Annotated in this window: 22 protein-coding genes, 1 pseudogene and 1 riboswitch; of the genes and pseudogenes, 12 read left to right on the top strand and 11 right to left on the bottom strand. The window is 70.1% G+C overall.

Annotated elements, in window-relative coordinates:
* Positions 1–77: 77 nt before the first annotated feature.
* From OG948_RS40475 to OG948_RS40455, 5 genes are all read right to left on the bottom strand, one after another.
* Complete coding sequence (locus OG948_RS40475) at positions 78–1,169, bottom strand: NlpC/P60 family protein (protein ID WP_331769969.1); 1,092 nt, start codon at positions 1,167–1,169, stop codon at positions 78–80.
* Between the two features lie 9 nt (positions 1,170–1,178).
* A riboswitch (cyclic di-AMP (ydaO/yuaA leader) is annotated at positions 1,179–1,316 on the bottom strand.
* A 387-nt stretch (positions 1,317–1,703) separates the two neighbouring features.
* On the bottom strand, positions 1,704–2,645 hold the full coding sequence (locus OG948_RS40470) for a bile acid:sodium symporter (protein ID WP_331773464.1): 942 nt from the start codon (positions 2,643–2,645) through the stop codon (positions 1,704–1,706).
* 274 nt (positions 2,646–2,919) lie between these two features.
* Positions 2,920–3,630 (bottom strand): cation transporter, encoded by a 711-nt coding sequence (locus tag OG948_RS40465; RefSeq protein ID WP_331769968.1) that lies wholly within the window; start codon positions 3,628–3,630, stop codon positions 2,920–2,922.
* Entirely contained in the window at positions 3,627–3,962 is a 336-nt protein-coding gene (locus OG948_RS40460; RefSeq protein ID WP_331773463.1) for a metalloregulator ArsR/SmtB family transcription factor, read from the bottom strand. Before OG948_RS40460 ends, OG948_RS40465 begins: the two co-directional genes overlap by 4 nt.
* 136 nt (positions 3,963–4,098) lie before the next feature.
* On the bottom strand, positions 4,099–4,764 hold the full coding sequence (locus OG948_RS40455) for a DNA-binding response regulator (protein ID WP_331769967.1): 666 nt from the start codon (positions 4,762–4,764) through the stop codon (positions 4,099–4,101).
* A gap of 67 nt (positions 4,765–4,831) precedes the next feature.
* On the opposite strand from OG948_RS40455, the gene OG948_RS40450 reads away from it, so the two are divergent.
* Together OG948_RS40450 and OG948_RS40445 are read left to right on the top strand one after the other, a co-directional pair.
* Positions 4,832–5,680 carry an oxidoreductase gene (locus tag OG948_RS40450; RefSeq protein WP_331769966.1) on the top strand — a complete coding sequence of 283 codons (849 nt, stop codon included), beginning with the start codon at positions 4,832–4,834 and terminating at the stop codon, positions 5,678–5,680.
* A gap of 52 nt (positions 5,681–5,732) precedes the next feature.
* Positions 5,733–6,071, top strand: coding sequence for a VOC family protein (locus OG948_RS40445; RefSeq protein WP_331769965.1), 339 nt, complete (start codon positions 5,733–5,735; stop codon positions 6,069–6,071).
* Between the two features lie 193 nt (positions 6,072–6,264).
* Here OG948_RS40445 and OG948_RS40440 read toward each other — a convergent pair whose 3' ends face one another.
* The 3 genes from OG948_RS40440 to OG948_RS40430 form a co-directional block, all read right to left on the bottom strand.
* Positions 6,265–7,101: an NAD(P)H-binding protein gene (locus tag OG948_RS40440; RefSeq protein WP_331769964.1), complete on the bottom strand. Its 837-nt coding sequence runs from the start codon at positions 7,099–7,101 to the stop codon at positions 6,265–6,267.
* Between the two features lie 27 nt (positions 7,102–7,128).
* Positions 7,129–8,724, bottom strand: coding sequence for an MFS transporter (locus OG948_RS40435; RefSeq protein ID WP_331769963.1), 1,596 nt, complete (start codon positions 8,722–8,724; stop codon positions 7,129–7,131).
* A 571-nt stretch (positions 8,725–9,295) separates the two neighbouring features.
* Entirely contained in the window at positions 9,296–9,664 is a 369-nt protein-coding gene (locus OG948_RS40430; protein WP_406300564.1) for a sensor histidine kinase, read from the bottom strand.
* Positions 9,665–9,726: 62 nt separating this feature from the next.
* On the opposite strand from OG948_RS40430, the pseudogene OG948_RS40425 reads away from it, so the two are divergent.
* Positions 9,727–10,056 (top strand): annotated as a pseudogene (locus OG948_RS40425) (ABC transporter ATP-binding protein); the annotation flags it as partial.
* Between the two features lies 1 nt (position 10,057).
* Positions 10,058–11,260, top strand: coding sequence for an ABC transporter permease (locus OG948_RS40420; protein ID WP_331769962.1), 1,203 nt, complete (start codon positions 10,058–10,060; stop codon positions 11,258–11,260).
* A 245-nt stretch (positions 11,261–11,505) separates the two neighbouring features.
* Here OG948_RS40420 and OG948_RS40415 read toward each other — a convergent pair whose 3' ends face one another.
* The gene (locus OG948_RS40415) at positions 11,506–12,285 is read right to left on the bottom strand and encodes a ferritin-like domain-containing protein (protein ID WP_331769961.1); all 780 of its coding nucleotides are present in this window, start codon (positions 12,283–12,285) and stop codon (positions 11,506–11,508) included.
* Between the two features lie 51 nt (positions 12,286–12,336).
* Between OG948_RS40415 and OG948_RS40410 the strand changes: the two genes are divergently transcribed.
* On the top strand, positions 12,337–12,606 hold the full coding sequence (locus OG948_RS40410; protein WP_406300563.1) for a hypothetical protein: 270 nt from the start codon (positions 12,337–12,339) through the stop codon (positions 12,604–12,606).
* Positions 12,607–12,854: 248 nt separating this feature from the next.
* Here OG948_RS40410 and OG948_RS40405 read toward each other — a convergent pair whose 3' ends face one another.
* A complete protein-coding gene (locus tag OG948_RS40405; protein WP_331769959.1) occupies positions 12,855–13,673 on the bottom strand; it encodes an alpha/beta hydrolase in 819 nt (272 codons plus the stop codon).
* Between the two features lie 552 nt (positions 13,674–14,225).
* Between OG948_RS40405 and OG948_RS40400 the strand changes: the two genes are divergently transcribed.
* The 5 genes from OG948_RS40400 (at position 14,226) to OG948_RS40380 (ending at position 17,396) form a co-directional block, all read left to right on the top strand.
* Positions 14,226–14,516 carry a hypothetical protein gene (locus OG948_RS40400; RefSeq protein ID WP_331769958.1) on the top strand — a complete coding sequence of 97 codons (291 nt, stop codon included), beginning with the start codon at positions 14,226–14,228 and terminating at the stop codon, positions 14,514–14,516.
* Between the two features lie 197 nt (positions 14,517–14,713).
* Complete coding sequence (locus OG948_RS40395; RefSeq protein WP_331769957.1) at positions 14,714–15,010, top strand: hypothetical protein; 297 nt, start codon at positions 14,714–14,716, stop codon at positions 15,008–15,010.
* Between the two features lie 386 nt (positions 15,011–15,396).
* The gene (locus OG948_RS40390) at positions 15,397–16,113 is read left to right on the top strand and encodes a DUF3152 domain-containing protein (protein WP_331769956.1); all 717 of its coding nucleotides are present in this window, start codon (positions 15,397–15,399) and stop codon (positions 16,111–16,113) included.
* Positions 16,098–16,265 (top strand): hypothetical protein, encoded by a 168-nt coding sequence (locus OG948_RS40385; protein WP_331769955.1) that lies wholly within the window; start codon positions 16,098–16,100, stop codon positions 16,263–16,265. Before OG948_RS40390 ends, OG948_RS40385 begins: the two co-directional genes overlap by 16 nt.
* A gap of 354 nt (positions 16,266–16,619) precedes the next feature.
* Positions 16,620–17,396, top strand: coding sequence for a hypothetical protein (locus OG948_RS40380; protein WP_406300562.1), 777 nt, complete (start codon positions 16,620–16,622; stop codon positions 17,394–17,396).
* Positions 17,397–17,657: 261 nt separating this feature from the next.
* Here the strand turns inward: OG948_RS40380 and OG948_RS40375 are convergent, their stop codons facing one another.
* Entirely contained in the window at positions 17,658–18,020 is a 363-nt protein-coding gene (locus tag OG948_RS40375) for a helix-turn-helix domain-containing protein (protein WP_331769953.1), read from the bottom strand.
* Positions 18,021–18,146: 126 nt separating this feature from the next.
* On the opposite strand from OG948_RS40375, the gene OG948_RS40370 reads away from it, so the two are divergent.
* Complete coding sequence (locus OG948_RS40370; RefSeq protein ID WP_331769952.1) at positions 18,147–19,166, top strand: zinc-binding alcohol dehydrogenase family protein; 1,020 nt, start codon at positions 18,147–18,149, stop codon at positions 19,164–19,166.
* Positions 19,167–19,344: 178 nt separating this feature from the next.
* Positions 19,345–21,087: an FAD-binding oxidoreductase gene (locus OG948_RS40365; protein WP_406300561.1), complete on the top strand. Its 1,743-nt coding sequence runs from the start codon at positions 19,345–19,347 to the stop codon at positions 21,085–21,087.
* Positions 21,088–21,349: the final 262 nt, after the last annotated feature.

The following is a 21,349-nucleotide window of genomic DNA, read 5'->3' as shown; positions in this document are numbered from 1 at the left end:
AACGTGTCCGGGAGAGGACGCTGTGGAGGGATCGGCGCGCGGCCGATCGGCCTGACCGGGTCGAACGGCCGATGGGCCTAACCGGGTCGAACGGCCGCGTAGAACTCCATCGAGAAGACCGGCGCTATGGTCACGTTCTTGCCCGGCCGCGGGGCGTGCACGATCTGGCCGCCGCCGATGTAGATGCCCACGTGCGAGTTGTCCGAGTAGTAGAACACCAGGTCGCCCGGCTGCAGCGCGTCCTTGGAGATCCGCGGGCCGTCGTTGACCTGGGTCCAAGTGGTGCGGCTCAGCGAGACGTTGGCGGCCTTCCACGAAGCCTGGGTCAGTCCCGAGCAGTCGTAGGAGCTGGGACCCACGGCCCGAGGCGAGTACGGCTTGCCGATCTGGGCCTTCGCGAACGCGACCGCGGCCGCGGCCCGGCCGGAGACGGGGACGTTGGTCGCCGGCGGCGGTGTGTCCGGCTTGTCCCGCGAGCTGCGGTCGGTGTCGCCGCGTGGAGCGGCGTCGTTCTTGTGCTCGTTCGAGTCGAGGACTTCCTTCTTCTGCTTCTCGCTGAGCGTGTTCAGCAGTCGTTGGGCCTCGGCGAGCTTGGTCTGGATCTCGGTCTTGTTCTTGTTCAGCTCGGTGCGCAGCTTCTCCAGTTCCGCGAGCTGCGAGGAGGCCTCGGTGCGGTCCTGCTGGAGAGCTCGGGCCTGCGCCGCGATCTGCTTCAGCTTGGCGGCCTGTTGGCCGTCGAGCTGGGACATCATCTGCGACTTCTGCAGGAAGCCTTCGGGGTCGCCGCTGAGCGCGAGCGAGAGCGACGGCGGCAGGCCGCCGCTGCGGTACTGGTTGGCCGCCAGGACACCGATCTGGTCGCGCAGGGCGTTCAGCGCGGCCTGTTCCTCGGCGATCCGGGTCTGCGTCTGGTTCGCGGTGGCCTGTTGCTTGGTGATCTGCTCGTCGACGCCGTTGGCGGCGTCGGTGGCCTTGATCACGTCGCTGTGCAGTTGGTTGACGCGTTCCTTGGTCTGCTGGAACGACTGCGCGGGATCCGCGCTCGCGGTGCCGGCGAAGGTCATTACGCCGGTCATCGTCGCGGCGGCTGTGACGACGGTCGCCGCGGTACGCGCGACGGTGCGCGGTTTGGGCTTGCTGTGGTGCCCGGAACGACGTTGCGACGCCATTGGTGGCGGGTCTCCTTCCTCGGCCGCCTACCGGGTTGGCTGACGGGTTCGGGCGGAAGAAGGCGCCCTACGGTGCCGGAGCACCGATTCACCCCAGGGACTGCGAGGGTCCCCGGTTCCGGCTTCTCGTCGCGACGACTGCGGTCACCCACAGTCACCGAAACGCGTCCCCGAATTCGGCGGTGGCGATCGTGTCGAACGGGATGGTCGACGTGGAACCGATCGCCTTTCGTTGAACTTTAGTCACAGGAGTGTCACGGTCATCATCAGTGATCTCTGCATTGCCAAGTCTTTACCAAATTGACCGTTTCCTTTTCCCTTTATCAAGGGAAAGTCTCCTAAATTCCCTAAAGTCGATCTTGGGTTGTTTTGATAATGATTGGCAACCCGGGCCCGCCGGCGGCCCAACTCCACGGATGTCACCGAACGTATGCGATACGTGAGCCGCCGGCTGAGATCCCGGCGGGGCGGTTCTCACGTCGCGCCGAGTGCCGCCGCTGGGGACGTTCGGGCGTTCGGAGGTTCGGGGGGCTGTCAGTGGGTTGGCAGGAATTTGGGGATCGTGCGGACGTAGACGACCATGCCGACGACCTCGACCAGGGTCTGGGTGACGACGACGAGCGCGGCGAGGGCGAGGCGGTCGGGCAGGGACAGGGCCAGGGGGAGCACGACGAGGGAGTTGCGGGTCGCGCCGGTGAAGACGACGGCCCGTCCTGCGGGCACGTCCAGGCGGAACAGCCGCGCGATCGCGAGTCCGGCGAACGCCATCACGACCAGGAACAGTACGTAGAAGGGCACCACCCGCAGGACCGGGCCGAGGTCGTCGTCAAGCCTGGGGATCTGGGAGGCGACCACGACGAACAGGGTGGCGGCCATCAGCGGCACCATCGTGGTGTTCGCGGCGTCGGTGAAACGTTGCCCGGCGCGTCGTCGCGCGGCCCATGCCTGGGTGGCCCAGGCGAGGGCCAGGGGGATGACGATCAAGACGACGAACGCCTCGACGAACGGTCCCGCCTCGACGGTGTCGGCGAGTTCGGAGCCCATGAACAGGAGCAGGAACAGTGGGAGCAGGAGCATCTGGGCGAGCAGGAGCAGGGGGGTGGCGGCGAGAAGGCGTCCCTTGTCGGCGCCGGCGAGGCCGCTGAAGACGATCACGTAGTCCACGCACGGGCACAGCAGGACCAGGAGCACGCCGATGCGGACGGCCCGGTCGTCGGGCAGGAACGCGAACATCGCCGCGACCACCAGGGGCACGACGGCGAAGTTCACGGTCAGTGCGGCGGCCAGGAATCGGCCCGCGCGCAGGGCGCGCACCAGTTCGGCGGCGGGGACCTGGAGGAACGTCACGAACAGCAGTGCGGCCAGGACCGGATTGATCGCGTGTTCCAGCCCCGGACCCATCGACGGCGACACCCACCCGGCGAGGCCGCCGGCCGCCATCGCCCCCAGGTAGATCGCGACTTGGTGGTCCTCCATGACCGCGACCGGCTCCCGTGGCTCCTGCTGTGACACCCGAACACTCCCGGACCCGATCCGAACCACCGCGCGAACCGGCCGGTTCGAACACCTCCATCCTGCCGGGTGCCGACCCACCGTTCGCGCTGCCCGGCCGGGGTCGGCCGCGGGTGCGTGGGGTTGGTGGCGGCCCGCGTCCAGGAGCACGATCCGGGCCTCGGGCCGTAGGAGGGTTTTGGGGAGGCGGGGTTGGAGGCGGGCGTCGCGGTGGCCGCCGGGGTGGCGCGATGGGTGTTCAGGTGCAGCAGGCGCAGCCGGGTTGGCAGCCGCAGGCGTCCTTCTGCTGTCGCCGGGTGGGGAGTTCGGCGGGCGGGGGCGCGCAGCAGCCCTTGCCCTGCCAGGCGTCGCGGCCTTCCTTCGCGGCGATGGCGGCGATCGCCAGCGCTGCGACGGGGTCGGCCCAGGACCAGCCGAGGGTGGCGTTGAGGACCAGGCCGACCAGGAGCACGGCGGACAGGTACGTGCACAGCAGGGTCTGCTTCGAGTCGGCGACCGCGCTGGCCGAGCCGAGTTCGCGGCCGGCGCGGCGCTGCGCGGCGGACAGGAACGGCATGACCGCGAGCGAGAGCGCGGCGATGACGATGCCCGGCAGGGAGCGCTCCGCCTCGCCGGTACCGGCCAGGGCGCGGACGGCGTCGACGCCGACATAGGCGGCGAGCGCGAAGAAGGACACGGCGATGATCCGCAGGGTGCGCTGCTCGCGCGCTTCGCGCACCGCGTGCTCGCGGGCGGAGAACTGCCAGGCGACCGCTGCCGCCGAGGAGACCTCGATGACGGAGTCGAGGCCGAAGCCGACCAGTGCGGTGGAGGAGGCGAGCGTCCCGGCGGTGATCGCGACGACGGCCTCGATCACGTTGTAGGTGATGGTGGCGGCGACCAGGAGCCGTATTCGCTGGGCGAGCGCATCGCGGCGGGCGGGGGAGGGCTCCAGGGATATCGCGGTCACGGGCAGCAGCCCTTCGCCTCGGCGTCCGGGCACGCCGCGGCCGGGTCCACCGCCAGGACGACGCCCAACAGGTCGCCGAGCGCGTGCGCGAGCCGTGGGTCGGCCAACTCGTAGCGCAATCGACGTCCCTCGGGGATCGCGACGACCAGGCCGCAACCGCGCAGACACGTCAGGTGGTTGGACAGGTTCGTGCGCGATACGCCCAGGGCGTCGGCGAGTTCACTCGGATAGGCCGGGCCCTCGCGCAACGCCAGCAACAGGCGCGAGCGCGTGGGGTCCGAGAGTGCGTGACCGAAACGAGCCAACACCTCACCCTGCGCCGAAACAGTCATCATGCGCTGAACAATACAGTCGACACTGAACAGTCGGGAAGGGGGGTCGCGGGCGTTCGGAACGAGGGCCGGCCCCGATCGGCCCGCCGCTACGCCGCGTCGTTTCGATCGCCGAAGGGCCGCGATCATCAGGGATTCAGCGGGACAACCCCAGTTCGCCGGCTCGCAGTCCGGCCTGGAAGCGGGAGTCGGCCTCGAGTCCGGCCATCAGTTCGGCCACGCGCCGCCGGTAGGTGCGCAGCGAGACGCCGAGGTGTTTGGCCGCCGATGCGTCGGTGAGGCCCGAGCCGAGGGCTTCGAGGATCCGGCGGCCGTCGGCGTCGAGGTGCGGGACTTCGCTGTGCAGGTACGTTTCGAGATCGACGGCGGTGTCCCAGATCGCCCGGAACAGCGAGTGCACGCCGTCGACCAGGATCCGCGACGTCGTCACCGTGTACTCGCGGCCGGTGGGGGTCTCCGGGCCGGCGAGAATCATCACCCGCCGGTCGATGAGGATGGTCTCGTGCGGCAGCGGTGAACGGCTGATCCGAACGAGAGCGCCCTGGCTCCGCACCAGCCGCAGGTGCGCGCGGGCCTCCTCGTCGGCGAGTGCCACCGGGCTGAGCAGCTTCCGAGGGACGAACGCGGCGGGATCCGCGGCGCGCATGCGATTGCGGACCGCGGCTCTGGCGCCCGGGTGCGACCAGGTCTTGAGGTCCCGGGCGGCGCACAGGAATTCGGTCCGCGCGGACTCGAAGAGATGACCCGCGCGCGCGGTCAGCTCCGCGTCTCCGCGTACCGAGAACACTTCTTCGTTCCGCATCCGGCCAGTGTGGCAGCTTGCTGCCACGAGCTCGCCGGGTGTCGTGGCGGCGGACACCATGGGTGCCATGACGATCAAGACTTTCTCCCTCGGCGGGCAACTGACGATCAACCGGCTGGGCTTCGGCGCGATGCGCCTGGCGATGGGTACCTTCGCCGGTCCGGCGCGAGACCCCGAGACCGGAATCGCGGTGCTTCGCCGGGCAGTGGAGCTGGGCGTGAACCACATCGACACGGCCGGCTTCTACGGCAGGGACTCGGTGTGGGCCAACGAGCTGATCCACAGGGCCTTGGCCCCATACCGTGACGACCTGGTGATCGCGACGAAGGTGGGGCCGTTGCGCGGACCGAACGGCGTGCCGAGCGGGCAGGCGACGGCCGATCAGCTCCGCGGCCTGGTCGAGGCGGATCTGCGCTCCCTGGGTCTCGACCGGCTCGACCTGGTCTATCTGCGGGTCGGCGGGATGAGCGGACCGGGCGGCGAGTCGATCGCCGAACGGTTCGCGGTTCTGGCCGAGCTCCGCGCGGAAGGGCTGATCCGGAACCTGGGTGTCAGTAACGTCGACGCCGCCCAGTTGGCGGAGGCCCGGGGGATCGCGCCCGTCGCGGCGGTGCAGAACCGGCACGGCGACGACGCGGTCCTGCCGGCGGACAGCGAGGAAGCGGGCATCGCGTATGTACCGTACTTCCCACTCGGCGGTGGCGTCGGCAGCGGCCCACTCGACGCCGAACGGCTCGGCGAGGTCGCGGCACGCGTGGGCGCGACTACCGCGCAGGTCGCGATCGCCGCGCTGTTGGCGGAGTCGCCGTCGGTGCTGTTGATTCCCGGCACGGGCTCGCTGGATCATCTGGAGGAGAACCTCGCGGCGAACGACCTCACTCTCAGCGTCGAGGACTTGTCCGACCTGCGAGGCTGACGGGTCAGGCTGATTCGGAGAGCGGTCGGCCTCCCCGGCTGGGGTGGATGCCATGTACACCGTCGACTTCGTCGAGTTCCCCTCCGACTCGGCAGCCGCCACCGGCACGTTCTTCCGGGATGCGTTCGGGTGGACGTCCACCCCCTACGGTCCCACCTACACCGACGTCGGCGGAGCCGGGATCGGCGTCGGTGTCCAGGCGGACCCCGACCAGCGGACGGCCGTGGCGCTCGTCGTGGTGCGCACCGACGACCTGGACGCGGCCCGGACCGCGGTCGTGGCCGCGGGCGGGGTGGTCACCGTCGAGGCGTTCGACTTTCCCGGCGGACGCCGCTTCCACTTCCGCGAACCGGGCGGGAGCGAACTCGCCGTCTGGCAGCCCGTCGACTGACGCGCGGCCGACGCCCTTGGACAGTCCGTCCCTTCTCCTCGTGGGAGCACCACCGGCCGAAGTCCGGGGCGGCGATCGCCTCGCCCGCGATCCCGTCCGCTCCGCCGACCGCGGCCGGCGGGCGCACCCGCCGGCCGCGCGCGCCGCTTCTCCGTCGTGTCGTTCGGAGGCCGCGCACCAGGCCGTTGCCGAGTCAATTGCCGGCGGTGGTCCGGGGCGGCGCCTTGAAGCGGTCGGTGTGTTCGGTCACCCACTCGGCGAACGTGCGCGCCGGGCGACCGGTCACCCGCTCGACGGTGTCGACCACGGTCTTGGAGTCCGCGCTCGAAGACGCGTACCAGTCGACGACGTATTCGGCGTCCGCACGGGACACGCCGTCGGCGATCAACCTGTCGACCGCCTGCCGGTGGGTGATCCGGACAAAGGTCACGTCGCGGCCTATCGCCCGGGACAGGATGGCGAGCCGTTCGCGCGAGGTCAGGACTTCGGGCCCGGTGAGGTTGTACGCGCGCCCCGCATGCCCCTCGTCGAGCAGCGCGGCCGCGGCCACCGCGCCGATGTCGGCCTCGTGCACGAGCGCGCCGGGAAAGTCGTAGGGCTCCCGCACGACGCCCTCGGCCCGGATCGACTCGATCCAGGTCAATGTGTTGGACATGAACTCCTGCGGTTCCAGGCGTGTCCACTCCACACCCGAATCCGCCACGGCCTGCTCGACCGGCCCCACCCCGCCGCCCCAGACCACGGTGATGCGTCGTACGCCCGCGTCGACCGCCCGCCGCACCAACTCGGGCCCGACCTCGGTGAGTCCCGCCGTCACGGTGATGTGCAACCGGCTGACGCCGTCGAGGGCGCCGGCCAACTCCCGCGGAGCCGTGTGGGTGCCGGTCACCAACTCCGTGCCCGGCGGAAACCGTCCCTCCGCGGCGGCCGGGTTCCGCGTCAGTGCCCGGACACGCTCGCCGCGTCGGACCAGCTCTGCCACGACGTGCCGACCGGTGTTCCCGGTGGCGCCCGTAACCAGTGTCGTCATGATGGATCTCCAAATTCCGAAGGGTTGTCAGGTGCTCGACAGCGAGTTCTCGGCGGCCTCGGACTTCGCGTTCCGCTCCGGCGCAGCGTTGTCCGAGGGTGTGGCGCCGCGGCTCTTGCGCAGCATGGCGAGGGCGAGGGCCGCGCTGGTCGCGGTGACGACGGCGCACGCGACACCGATGACGTTCAGCCCGTTGGTGTAGGCCTGCGCGGCGGCGGCCAGCAGGTTCTCGGAAGGCTCGGCGGGCAGGTCCCGGGCGGCGGTGACGGCGTTCTCCATGCTTGCCTTCGCGGCATCGGCGGCGCCGGGCGTGGTGTCGGCGGGCAGGTCGAGCGAGTCGCGGTACACGGCCGCGCCGAGGCTGCCGAGTGTGGCGACGCCGAGCGCGTTTCCCAGGTCGCCGCAGATGGAGGAGAGGGCCGCCGCGGAGCCGCCCCGCTCCGGCGGCACGGACCCGACGACCAGGGTGGTGCCGAGCGCGCCGAAGGTCCCGACGCCGATGAAGATGATCACGAACGCGCCCATCAGCAGCGGCAGTCCGCCGACGGGATCGACGAAGACGAGCATCAGGTAGCCGATCGTGCCGATGAGCAGACCCACCCCGATGACGGTGCCGAGCGGATGCCGTTTCGCGAGCACCGGCGCCAGTTGCGCGGCGATGACCGATGCAATCGCCGACGGCACCATCCACAACCCCGCCTCCATCGGCGAGAGTCCCTCCACCATCTGGAGGAAGCCGGAGATGAAGAGGTAGCCGCCGCCGGTGGCCAGCATCGAGACCATCAGAATCAACAGTGCGGCGGTGAACGCGCCGACCTTGAAGAGATTCAGGTCCAGCAGCGGCTCGGCCAACTTGCGCTGTCGCGACACGAACAGGACGCCGACGGCGATACCGACGCCGATCGCGGCGACCGGGGCCGGCGCGAAGCCGTAACGGGCAAGCTCCTTCAGCCCGTGGATGATCGACAGGATCGATGCCAGCGACAGCACCACACTGAAGAGGTCGATCCGGCCGGCCTCGGCATTCTTGTACTCGGGCAGGACGAGGGGCGCGACGATCAGCAGCACCGCCATGACGGGCACACCGAGCAGGAACACCGAGCCCCACCAGAAGAACTCCAGCATCACGCCGCCGATCGCCGGGCCCAGGGCCGTGCCCCCCATGAAGCAACCGGCCCATACCGCGATGGCGCGGCCGCGCTCGTACGGGTCGTGGAACATGGTGCCGATGAGGGCGAGCGTGGACGGCATCAGCGTGGCGGCGGCGACGCCGAGCAGCGCACGGGTGACGATCAAGGCTTCCGCGCTGGTGGAGTAGGCAGCCGCGACGGAGGTGAGGCCCACTGCCGTGGCGCCGATCATCAGCAGCCTGCGGCGACCGATCCGATCTCCCAGCGCGCCCATGGTGATGAGAAAGCCGGCGATCAGAAAGCCGTAGATGTCCATGATCCACAACGTTTGGGTGCCGGTGGGCCGCAAGTCCTCGGCGAGATGCGGCAGCGCCAGGTACAGCACACTCTGATCGAGGGATATCAGCAGCGTGGGAAGGGCCAGTACCGCGAGCCCCAGCCATTCCCGGGGCCCGGCCTTTCGGGAAGGCGTCTCGGGAGCGATCGATGACATCGATGATCTTCCTTGGTCTTGGGTGCTCGGTCTCTGCTGCTTGGTGCGCGTCGTGCTCGATTCGTAGTGATTGCCACCCTGCGCTGTGGCGCTCTCGACGATCTCTCGGTCCGCTCTCGGTCCGCTCTCGACCACGCGGGTGCCGTCAGGCGGAGGGCCGGGTCAGGGCGGCGTCGGGCCAGACCCGGCCGGCGTCACGTGTTGTTCCGCGCTGGGCTCGTCCTGGCCGGCGCGACATCGGGTGATCGGGCCGCCCGACGGCTGCCCTGCGGTGGACGGAGTCCAAGCCGAGCCGACGGGGGCGGGGTGTGTCTGCCGCATGCGCGTGCGGGGCGGGCGGTGCTTGGTGGGGGTGGTGGAGTGGCTTCACCGGCGTGCGTCATCCGGCGGTGTCGAGGACTCTCACGCCGTCCGCCACGCCACGACCCGTTTCACCTGCCGCCGCGCCGGATCCGGCGTCGGCCGCTGCCGTGCAGGCGCCGCCCGTCGCGTTCGGCGTCCCGGTCCGGCTCGCGGCAGGGCCGGGTCGCCGTGAACCGGCCCGGCTCGCGAGACTTGTGCCGGAGGGTTGTCAGGGTGCGGGGGCGCCGTCGCCGGGTTCCTGGGCGGCCGGGAGGGTGACGGTGACCGTCAATCCGCCGCCCTCTCGGGGTTCGGCGTGGACCTCGCCGCCGTGGGCACGGGCCACGGCGCGGACGATCGACAGACCGAGGCCGGCGCCGGGTGCTCGGGTTGCCAGGCGTTCGGCGCCGAGACGGCGGAACGGCTCGAAGAGCGAAGGGACTTCGTACTTCGGCACGGCCGGTCCGGTGTTGGTGACCTCGACGATTGCCGATCCGTCGGCGTCGGTGCGGCTCGTGACGCGTACCCAACCGCCTTCGGGTGTGTTGTGCCTTATCCCGTTCTCGACGAGGTTTTGCACGAGGCGTTCCAACAGCACCGGGTTCCCCGTCGTCGGGGCCTCGGCGGTTTCGGTCCCGACGGTGACGGCCCCCTGGGGTGGGATTCTCGCCGCACGAGCGCCGCCGCATCGCCCGAGCCACCCTCGAACGCGTCGGCCTCGGCGACCGGCTCGACCACGTGCCGCACGAACTCTCCGGCGGGCAACGGCAACGCGTCGCCATCGCCCGCGCCGTGGCGGGCGATCCGGTGCTGCTGCTCGCCGACGAACCGACGGGCAACCTCGACACGGCATCCGGCCGCGGCGTCATGGCGCTGCTGCGCGAACTCCACGCGGCCGGAACCGCGGTGGTGGTCATCACGCACGACCGGGAGATCGCGGCGTCGCTGCCGCGGCAGATCGCGATGCGCGACGGACGGGTGGAGATCTGACATGGGAACCGTTCACACTCCGGCCCGGCTGCGGCCGCGCGATGTCGCCGCGGTCGGTGCCGTCGGACTGCGCACGCGCCCGCTGCGGGTGTTCCTGTCCGCACTCGGCATCGCGATCGGCATCGCGGCGATGACGGCCGTCGCCGGCATTTCCACGTCCAGCCGCGCGGACCTGGACGCCCGCCTCGCCGCGCTGGGCACCAACCTGCTGACCGTCGCCCCCGGCAACTCGCTGACCAGCGGCACCGCGTCGCTCCCGGACGAGGCACCCGCGACGATCGCCCGGATCGGCCCGGTGCGGCAGGTCGCCGCGACCGGTGTCGTCAAGTCCGCGAAGGTCTACCGCAACGACCGCATCCCGGCTGCGGAGAGCGGCGGCATCACGGTCGCGGCCGCGCACCTGGCCCTGCCCGGGACGGTCGGGGCCACCGTCGGGCGCGGCACGTGGTTCAACGGGGCGACCGAGCGCTACCCGGCGACGGTCCTGGGCGGGTCGGCGGCGAACCGGCTCGGCGTCGGGGCGCCGGGCCCGGACGTCCAGGTGTACCTGGGCGGACGCTGGTTCACCGTCGTCGGCATCCTCGACCCGGTGCCGCTCGCGCCCGAACTCGACGCGACGGCCCTGGTGGGGTGGACCGCGGCCGGCACCTACCTCGGCTTCGACGGACACCCGACCACCGTGTACACGCGTTCGGCCGATGCGGCGGTGGCGGCCGTGCGCGACGTGCTCGCGCGTACGGCCAACCCGCGGAACCCGAACGAGGTCAAGGTCTCGCGACCCTCCGACGCGCTGGCCGCGCGGCAGGCGACCGACAAGGCGTTCACCGGCCTGTTGCTCGGGCTGGGCGCGGTGGCACTGTTGGTCGGAGGCGTCGGGGTCGCCAACACGATGGTCGTCACGGTGCTCGAACGCCGCGCCGAGATCGGTCTCCGCCGCGCACTGGGCGCCACACGCGGCCAGATCCGCACCCAGTTCCTGGTCGAGTCGCTGATGCTCTCCGCACTCGGCGGGTTGGCCGGTGTCATCCTCGGGATGGCGGTCACCACCGGGTACGCGAGCACCCGGGACTGGGACGCGGTCATCCCGGCCTGGGCGACGGTGGGCGGCTTCGGCGCCACCCTGGTCATCGGCGCCGTCGCCGGCCTCTACCCGGCCATCCGCGCCTCGCGCCTGCCCCCGACGGAGGCCTTGGCCGCGGCGTGATCCGCCGCCGACCGCGGCTGCCCGTCGGCGCAATTCGTCATCATGATGTGCGGATCGGCGGATGGTTCTGCAGGGGGTCCGCGAACGAGGCTTGTGCCATCGCCACAACGCCACCGACAAGGAGCCGGCCGGCATGCCGACTCCTCCTGGGGACGGACCGGTTGGTCCGTCCCCAGGGCACGTCCGCCGGCTGTCACGGGTGCGGGCGTTCTCGTGCGGGGCGATCGGCGCGCACGAGGGCGGTGCTATACGGTCCGGGGTTCGGTGGGTCTCGGTCCCATGGCGTTGACGCGCTTCGGGGGGCGCAGGTCGACCATGCGGCGTGTGCCCCACAGCCGGTCGTAGGCGTACGCCGCGTGGATGCCGACCTTCAGGGCCAGTCGTCGACCGCGCGACCAGCCGAGCAGCTGACCCATGCGGGCCATCACCGCGAGGCTCACATCGCGGTTCACCTTGATTTCGGCGCGGGCGGTCTTGCGTAGGGCGCGCCCGATGTCCGTCGCACAGTCGCGCGCGGACAGGCGCAGCAGCTCCTCGTGGCAATACGCGAGGTGGTTCTCCTCGTCGTCGCAGATCATCCGAATGCCTTTGCCGATGTCGGGCTCGTCGCCGAGGTATCGGCTCAGCATCCGCATGTCCTCGGCGGCGCGCTGCTCGGTGACGCGGCTGTGCACCAGGTATTCGACGATGTCGGCCTCGGTCATCGGCTCGCCGCGGCGCAGCCGGTCGTGGGCGAGGCCGAAGCCTTGACGTTCGAGCAGCATGCAGTAGTCCGTCTCGGGCGGGACGTCGACCGGATCGAGCCCGCGACGGTGCAGCATGGCGTTGAAGATGCGTCCGTGCTTGTCCTCGTCGGCGCCGTGCCGCGCGATCTTGGGCGCGAGTTCCGGGTCGGAGACCAAAGCGGCGATTCGCCCGTTCTCCCACCCGCCCTGGCTCTCGCCTTTGGCCGCGATGCTGCAGAACAGGCGGAATGCCTCGTCGTCTCGGTGGATCTCCTGAAGGATGCCGCGGGGGCTGAGCATGACCGGGCCCTCCATCTCCGCAGGCACTGCGTGTGCCGCTGAACTCGGTCATTGGACCAGGTACGGGAACAATCGTCGGATGAGCGTGCATACCACCTCGTGCTGAAGCGAAACCGGGTGATCGAGCTACAGCCGTTTGCCGCGATCACCCTCGATGACGGTTCGGCCATCGTTCCCGTCGCGCCGGTTCGGCCCGGCAGCGTCACCGAGAGCAACCGCATCAAGGATGAGCGGCGCTGCGAGGTTGACCTTGGCGTGGCTCGTCGTGGCCGGCGCCTTCTCGAGCATGGCGGCCCGTGTACCGCCCGCTCGGCGCAATGACACCCCCCGAACGCGCGGCCGTCCGAACGCGCGGCCATCACCACCAGGGCGAGGCGTCCTGCTCCATCGGGCAGTAACGTTCGGGCGGCCGTTCCGGCTTGCGCACGGCCGGACGTGTCGGCGGTCGTTTCCGGAACGGTGCCCATCGAGGAGGGAGCGCGCGGTGTCCTGGGTCCGGGAGGATGGGGCGGACCGCTGCTCCCCGGCCTGTCCTCGCGGTGGTGAGGGCCGAGCGCGGGTGGGGTCGGTTACAGAACCTCCCGCAGCCGGACGGTGAATTGTGCGGGGTCGTCGACGAAGCCGGTGTGGTCGCCGGGGAAGAGCACGGGTTCGCCGCCGAGTGCGGTGGCCAGGGCGCGGGAGGTGCGGTCGCAGAGTTGTCCCGCGGAGGCGTCGCCGATGCCGACGATGATGCGTGTGGTCGCCGATCGGAGGCCGGCGGGGTCCGGTCGCCAGTGTGTGGTGGGGCGCAGTTCGTGCGCGAACCAGCGGAGTTCGTCCGCCTCCTCGTGAGGGGCACGTTCGCCGCCGAACATCGCCTCGATCGCGCCCTCGGGCAGTGCGATGCCGGCCTGGGCCATGAATTTGCTCCAGGCGCCGGTGACGTCGCCGGCGAGGCGGGTGGCGATGATGTCGTCGGTCCCGGCGTGCAGGCGCTCGCGGTCGTCTAGGAGTTCGACGAGCGGAGGCTCGTGGGCGACGACGGTGTGCACCTGGTCGGGTCGGGTCCGGGCGAGGGCCAGCGCGGTGACGGCGCCGCCGCTGGAGCCCAGCACGGCGGCCGGCCCGAGGTCCAGGTGCGTGATGAGCCGGGACAGGTCGTCGGCGCGCAGGTCCGGGGTGGAGTCCTGGTCGGGGTCGTCGACCGGGCTGCGGTTGATGCCTCTGGGATCCGTGGTGAGCACGGTGTGGTCGGCGGCGAGCAGGTCGGCCGTCGGTGCGAAGGCGGCCGCGTCCATCGGGGCGCCGACGAGCGCGATCAGCGGGCCGGTGCCGCGCACCTCGTAGTACAGGCGTGCGCCGGGAACCTCGAGGGTGCCGGTCGTGATGCCGACGTCTGCGGTCATGGTGTCCTCCTGGGACGGGGCGGTGTCGCCCGTTCGAACGGGGTTGCGGGGCGATTTCTTCGCCCCTTGCCGTGACGACGAACGGGACTCGGCTCGATCGACACGGTCGTCGAAACTTCTTCGGTCACGTGGGTGACCGCCGCGTGGGACGGTGGCCGGACCGCGCGCACCGACGGCGCGGGACCGACGAGAGCGAGCACTGCCACGCGGGATCGGGGCGCCGTCCGCATCGGCCCCAGCCCTCGTCGTGGACCACCGCCCCGTTCGATCGTGACCGAGCCGGCCGCCGCGCCTGATCCGCACATGCGTGGCGTAGCGGCCGACCAGGCGGCGGCCGCAAGCCCGCGGCCGTCTGCGCACCCGAGGACAGGGTGCCGCGGACGGCCGCTGATCGTGTGTCTCGGTCGCCGGTGCGGAGCCGTCCGCGTACGCCGACCGAAGCCCGCTGCCGCCAGGCGCGTGGCGGGTCGGCGTTCGGAAGTCGGGAAAGATCTTCCCGGTGTCACTCGCGCGCTGTACGGTGCAGGGCCGATGATCTCGGAGGTGAACCCCATGTGGGTCATCCGTGAATGGCGTGACGGCGACGGACACCGCGTCAAGGTGGTCCTGGACCCGTTCCGGGCCGCGCGGTCGGACGCCGAACTCCGGGAACGCTACCGCCACATCCTCGACCACGTCACCGATCCGGAACCGGCCGTGACCGAGCGCGCCGAGCCCGCCGGCGTCGGCGCGTTCTCCTCGGCACGCCGCGAAGTCCCCCGCACCCGTCGCTACCTCGTCGGGCTCGACGACCTCGTACCCGGCCTGCTGCCACCCGACCTCGACCTGCGGCCGTCGGCCTGACGAACCCGGATCCGCTCGCCAACGGCCGTGTGTCCGAAGCCGATCCGATCCACGACGGTCTGCGCCGGCGCCTTGCCGAAGGATCCGGCGGCGAACGGGTGAACCTCGCTGCGGGGGTGGTCGCTTCCCTCGGTGGGTGGGTACCGCGTGCCAGGCGAGTGGATGGTATTCGCGTCGGACCGTTCCGGGAGCCCAGCGTGCGCCGTGCCGCAACGATGTTCGCGGCCTTTGCCGCCACGGGTGCGATCACCCTCGCCGTGCCCGCCTGCGCCTCCGCCGCGAAGGGAACGATCGTGTTCCTCGACACGGGTCGGGTCGTCAACAATCCCGGCGGCTGCTACAACGCCAAGGTGATGCCCCTCGCGGTCGCGAACAGGACCAGCGAATACGTCCTGATCTACAGCGGGCCCAACTGCACGGGAAACCCGGTCAGGGTCGTCCCGCCGGGCGGCCGGGCAACGGAGGAGTTCGGCTCCAGCCTGTACGTCGACTGACCGCGCGGACCCGGCCGCGGGGCGAGCCGGTGAACTCGACGCGGCCTTCGTGCGCGGAGTCACCCGCAGCCCGGGCCTGGACCTGATCCCGCTCCGCGCCCGCCCCGGAGCTGCCGACGGCCCTCGCGGTACGCCGAACGCGTCCGCACGCCGCCTCGCCGCACTCCTCGACGCCGGTCGGATCCCGGCCGATCCGGCACCCCGAGCCCTCGGGCGCTCATGACCGGCGCAGCGCGGGAAGTGTGAGAGTGCCCGGCAAGTCCCCCGCCCGAAAGCGGCATTGGCGCGTGCGAGAGGATACTCATCGTCCCGGACGGGAGCCCCGGCTCGCCTTCGGCGATCGACGGATACCGGAACCGGGCGAAGACGGGGGAGTGGGAGCAACCGTGAACTGGGCACGCAGAACTCTCTCGCCGGCCGTCCTGGTGGCGGGGCTGCTCTTGACGACGGTCGCCTGTCAACCGGAGGACAAGGAATCCGAGAAGTACGTCACCGCCGCCGCGGACACGCGGCCGTACGACCAGTGGCTTGCGGCGCGTTCGGAGATACCGGCCGACCTCGCGCTCTCCGGGCAATTCCTCACCGTGCCGGGTCATGACGCGGCCAAGGGCGGAAATCGGGTGCTGCGTTATCGCGTGCAGATCGAGAAGGGCCTGCAGATCGACGCGCGATACCTCGCCCGTGCCGTGCACGAGACGCTCAACGACGCGCGGAGTTGGGGAGGTGACGGAACGATCGGCCTGGAGCGGGTGAGTTCGGGTGCGTCTTCCTTCACCGTGACCGTGGCCAGTACGGGAACGGTCAACTCGTGGTGCGCCAAGGACGGTTTGGATACCGGTGAACAACGGGTTTCCTGCAACGTCGCCTCCACCCGCCGGGTGATGCTCAACGCGTGGAGATGGGGGACGGGATCCTCCACCTACGGGGATGACCTGGCGAACTACCGACGCATGCTGATCAACCACGAGGTAGGCCATCGACTCGGCCACATGCACGAGACATGTGAACGGTTGGGCGCTCCCGCGCCGGTCATGATGCAGCAGACACTGACCCTCGTCACCGGCGGCGCCACGTGCGCGCCCAACCCGTGGCCACGTCCGTAGTCGGCGCCGTCGGCACCGAACGATTCGAGCGGCAGGCGCGTCCCGACGAGTCGCCCAGGACACCCTCGGTGTTCGTGGGCGGGATGGTCGGCCGGGAGCAGGCCTCGAAGTTGTCGGCCCCACACCCAAGATCTCGCTACCTGGAGTACTAGGCAACGGCCGAACCCGAGCGCAGGATGGTCCGACGGGGTTGGTCAGCCCCTCCGGAGAGCCGCGACAGCGGTGAACCGGCTTTCGGGGCCTGTCGTTCGACAGTGTCGTCGGGCTGTGGGCAGGCTCCGAGCATTCGGCCGGGCAACGGCGCCCGAGCCTCATTCTCGGAGGAAGCAGTGACCGTCACTCATCTCGGTGACAGACTCAACGGCGAGTCCGTCACCATCGCGGCGTCGAACCCCCGGATCAGGGCGTGGTTGCAAGACATCGCGACCGTGGATCGCATTCATCACCACCTGGGAGCACAACTTCGCAACGGGACCACGGATCCGGGTGCGAGACCGCTCCGCGCCATGCGCCTGCACAGCGACGACGCGCAGGCCTCGATCCTCGCGGCCGTTCGCTCGGCCGCGGCGGAGCCGAACAGCGTCTCGCTCGCCAAGGAGGTGAACGACCACGCCTTGCGGTGGGCGGATGCGTTGGCTCGCCTGACCGCGCACGCGGGATGGTTCGGGCACCTCTGTGACGCACTGATCGCGACCCACCACGTCGTGCGAACCGGCGCCACCAAACCCTGCGGTCGCTGCGGGATCCATGGCGAACGCGTGGTGCTCACCAGCCCCTACCCCGGCGTCCTGGACCGAGTGACCGTGTCCTGCCGAACGTGTGGCAGCTCGACCCAGCATCCATACGGCGAACCCGGCCCCGAGATCGACATCCGGGTCCGCTCGGGATCCGGCTCCGCCGTCATCGAGATCGAGTCCGTCGCCGAGGCACGAGCCCTCGACTGTTCGACGATCCACTTCCAGTTCGCGCCCGGCGTCGTCGATGGCGGCCCCTCGAAGCCGCTGCCCATCGACCGGGTCCGGCTGGAACCGAGCGGGCGTTTCGCCACGACGCTGGACCTGCCCGACGTCCCGAGCGCGGGAGCCGAGCTCCAGGCGTTGTGCGTGAGCGGATTCCAGGTCTCGACGCGGCGCTTCGCCGTCTCGGACGCGGCCGCAACCGCTCCTCCTCGCGTCGTGAAGCCCCGCCGAGGAGGCTCCAGCAAGGCCGACCCGAAGCCGGCCGCGGTGGCCGCGGTGGTCGCGGAACAGTCGGTCGACGCCTTGCGCGGCGTGCAGGCATGAACGTCCTCACCAAGGCGCTTCCCGCGCGCGGTGGGTGACGAGGCAGACGGCGTTGCCACGGCCGTCCACACATGGACGGCCGTGGTGCGCTGTGCGGGCCCGCCCATACCCGAGGAGCCCGCGCACGTACTCGACCGGGCGGGCGTACCCGGCTCGGACGACGTCGCGTATGGCGGCCGCCGGCGCGGCGGCCGCCCGGGCATGGATCCGCCCGAGCACAGCAGGTCGTTGTCGCTGATCGGACGGATGGCTGCCCGGTGTTCAGGCGGAAGCGGGGAAGCGGGCTATGTTCTGCTCCACCCAGGTCCGCAGGTGCGCGAGCGGCGCGCAGGCGTCGGTGCCCAACGGGGTCAGGCTGTACTCGACGCGCAGCGGCACCTCGGCGTAGATCTCGCGGTGCACCAGCCCGTGGTCCTCCAGCCGGCGCAGGGTCTGGGTGAGAACCTTCGGGCTGATCCCCTGTAGGCGGGTACGCAATGCGCCGAAGCGCTGCGGGCCCTGTTCCAGAGCGCCCAGGGCGAGCGCGCTCCACTTGTTGGCGAGCAGGTCGAGCATGTCGCGGCATGGGCAGGCTGCCGCGTAGACGTCGACGGGATCGCCGCAGTCGCTGGTCTTTGTGGTCATGGTCTGCATGGTATCCGATGGGTACTTGTTGTCCTTGCGGGTAACCACTTCCCTTCGCCTACCGTGTTTTCGGCCCGGTGGGAATCCGGTCCGGGCCGCAGCCACACTTCGATGCGAGGACTCCTGATGAACGCGATCCCGTCGACGATGCCCGCCGTCGCCTACCGCAAGAACCTTCCGACCGACGACCCGGAGAGCCTGCTCGACCTCGAACTCCCCGTACCTGCACCCGGACCGCGCGACCTGCTCGTCCGGGTCGAAGCCGTGGCGCTCAACCCGGTGGACTACAAGATCCGGCAGAATGCCGACCCCGGCGGCGAGCCACGGGTGCTCGGCTGGGACGCGGCCGGCACGGTCGTCGCGGTCGGCGAGCAGGTGCACCTGTTCTCCGTCGGCGACGAGGTCTGCTACGCCGGGGCACTGAACCGGCCCGGCGCCAACGCCCGCTTCCACGCCGTGGACGAACGCCTGGTCGCCCGCAAGCCGGCCGCGCTGTCCTTCACCGACGCGGCCGCGCTGCCCCTCACCTCGCTCACCGCCTGGGAGGGCTTGTTCGACCACCTGAAACTCGCGGACGCCACCGGCACCCTGCTGGTCACCGCCGCGGCGGGCGGCGTCGGATCGATGGTCGCGCAGCTTGCCCGGGCCCGGACGGGGCTGACCGTCATCGGCACCGCGTCCCGCCCGGAGAGCGCCGACTTCGCGCGTCGGATGGGCGCCCACCACATCGTCGACCACCACCGACCGCTCGCCCCGCAGCTCGCCGAAGCGGCACCCGACGGCGTGGACTACGTGTTCGGCACCACCGGCACCGAACGCAACCTGCCTGTCTACGCCGAAGTGCTCAAGCCGTTCGGCGCGATCGTCGCCGTCGACGACTTCGACTCCTTGCCGATCGGAATGCTGAAGGCCAAGAGCATCGCCTTCCACTGGGAGTTCATGTTCACCCGGTCGATGTTCGCCACCCCCGACCAGCAGGAGCAGCACCGCATCCTCACCGAGGTCGCGCGGCTCGTCGACGCGGGCGCCGTCGTCTCCACCGCCACCCGCGACCTCGGTCCGGTGAACGCCGCCAACCTCCGCGAGGCACACCGACTCCAGGAATCCGGCGGCACGATCGGCAAACTCACCCTCACCGGCTTCTGACGGAACCGAACCCGGCCCACGACATCCGTCCGCCGGGTACGGAAGCGTGAATTCGTGGGTCTCGGGTTCCTGGTCGGTCGGCCCGGAGTGTCGTGGTGGAATTCCGGTGGGGTGATGTTAGCTTCGATTGATTTCCCGGTGAAGAGACCTGGGCATTCGCTGTGGAATTTCCCGGCGGGTGATCGAGGGCGATCTTCCCATACGATTTTCCGAGCTTTGGACGGCGAAGGAGATTTGGCGCATGGGTCAGGATCACGAGGTTTCCCGACGAGGGCTCCTGGGTGTCGCCGGAGCGGTTGTCGCCGGGGCCTCTCTCGGTACGCTCGGCCCGGCCGGAACCGCCGAGGCGGAGCCCGTCATCCCTGCGCCGGGTGGTCCGGCCGACCACGGTGACCTGCGCGTACTCCCCGGGGACGGGCGGTACGAGACCCTGAGCCAGGGATTCAATCAGCGGTGGACCAGCGAGCCGTGCTACATCCAGCTCATCACCGGCGACGCGGACGCGGTCGCCGGAGTGAGCCGCGCGCTGGAGCGAGATCTGCGGCCCACCGTGCGGAGCGGTGGCCATTGCTACGAGGATTTCGTGGAGAACACCGGTGGCGTCATTCTGGATATGAGCACCATGAACGGCGTCTATCGTACGAAGGACAAGTACGGTCGGACCGCCCATTGTGTGGAGTCCGGAACCACCAACTGGGATATCTACAACGAGCTGTTTCGCAAGTACGGGGTGACGATCCCGGGCGGGTCCTGTTATTCGGTGGGGGCAGGTGGTCACATCTGTGGGGGCGGCTATGGCGTGCTCTCCCGGCGTGACGGGTTGACGGTCGATCATCTGGTGCAGGTGGATGTCGTCACGGTCAAGGACGGCCGGGTCGAGGTGACCGCGGCTCACCGTGACGACCGCGATGGCTCGGACACCGAGCACTTGTTCTGGGCGCACACGGGTGGTGGCGGCGGGAACTTCGGCGTGGTCCTGCGCTACTACTTCGCCGAGAACCTGCCGACTCCGCCGCCGCGGGTGTGGCTCAGCAGCATTTCCTGGCCCTGGGCCGACCTCGTGAAGAACCGCTACGACTTCGATCGACTTCTGCGGAACTTCGGCGAGTTCTTCGCCGCGCACAGCGGCCCGGACGAGAAGGTCTACCACCAACTCTTCAGCATCCTGAAGCTCACGCACAAGACGAATGGCAACATCGCCCTGTTCAGCCAGTGGGTCGGTGAGGACGTCGCCCCGCTGGACGCGTTTCTACGGGAGATCGAGTCCGGCCTGACCACCGACTCGGCGATGCAGACGACCAGCGCGGGTGGCCTGTTCCTTCCTCTGCCGGAGAAGCGCCGTCAGATGCCTTGGTTGCAGGCGACCATGACGCTGAACGGGTCGGGGGCGAATCAGCGTGGCAAGTACAAATCCGCCTATCACCGAAAGCCGTTCTCGGACGGCAACATCGCGGGCATCTGGAACTGGCTGACTCGTGACGAGCCGAACGTCGACCTGACCCAGACGCTGGTTCAGGTCGACTCGTACGGGTGCCGGGTCAACGCTGTCGGGTCGTCCGACACCGCCGTTCCGCAGCGGGACTCCAGCATGAAGCTTCAATATCAGACCTATTGGACCGACCCGGCCCAGGACACGGCTCACCTGGAGTTCATCAACGGCTTCTACCGGGAGGTCTACGCGGAGACGGGCGGCGTTCCCGAAGTCAGCGACGCGACTCACGACCTGGGCACGGACGGCGCGTACGTCAACTACCCGGATGTCGATCTGGGCATCGCGACGGACCCTGCACCGCTCTACCCACGGCTCTACTACAAGCAGAACTACCAGCGACTACAGCTTGCCAAGGGCATCTGGGACCAGCGCAACCTCTTCCACCACAAGCAGTCGATCGTGGTTCCGGGCACGACCCACAACGGCTGACGCCCGACCGCCGACCGCCTTTCGGGTGTGGCTGAGCGTCGGCGTCGAAGGGGCGCGGCGGTCTCGGGTGGCCCCGGCGATGAGAACACTCGCCGGGGCCACCGGGTCGCTCGTCGGCGGGCGAGATCCGATCGCGAAGGGCCGAGGGCACAGGACTGTTCGGCGCGCGGGGGTGGTCCGCCGCACGGGAGTCGCCGCAGCTTGCCGGCAACGGACCGCCGTTGGGAACACCCGCCGTACGCAGGCCCGTTCGCGCACCCGA

It is taken from the genome of Embleya sp. NBC_00888, assembly GCF_045207655.1.
In the GTDB taxonomy this organism is placed as follows: domain Bacteria; phylum Actinomycetota; class Actinomycetes; order Streptomycetales; family Streptomycetaceae; genus Embleya.
Note: the sequence above shows the minus strand (reverse complement) of the source record. Positions and strands in the feature narration are given on the sequence as shown.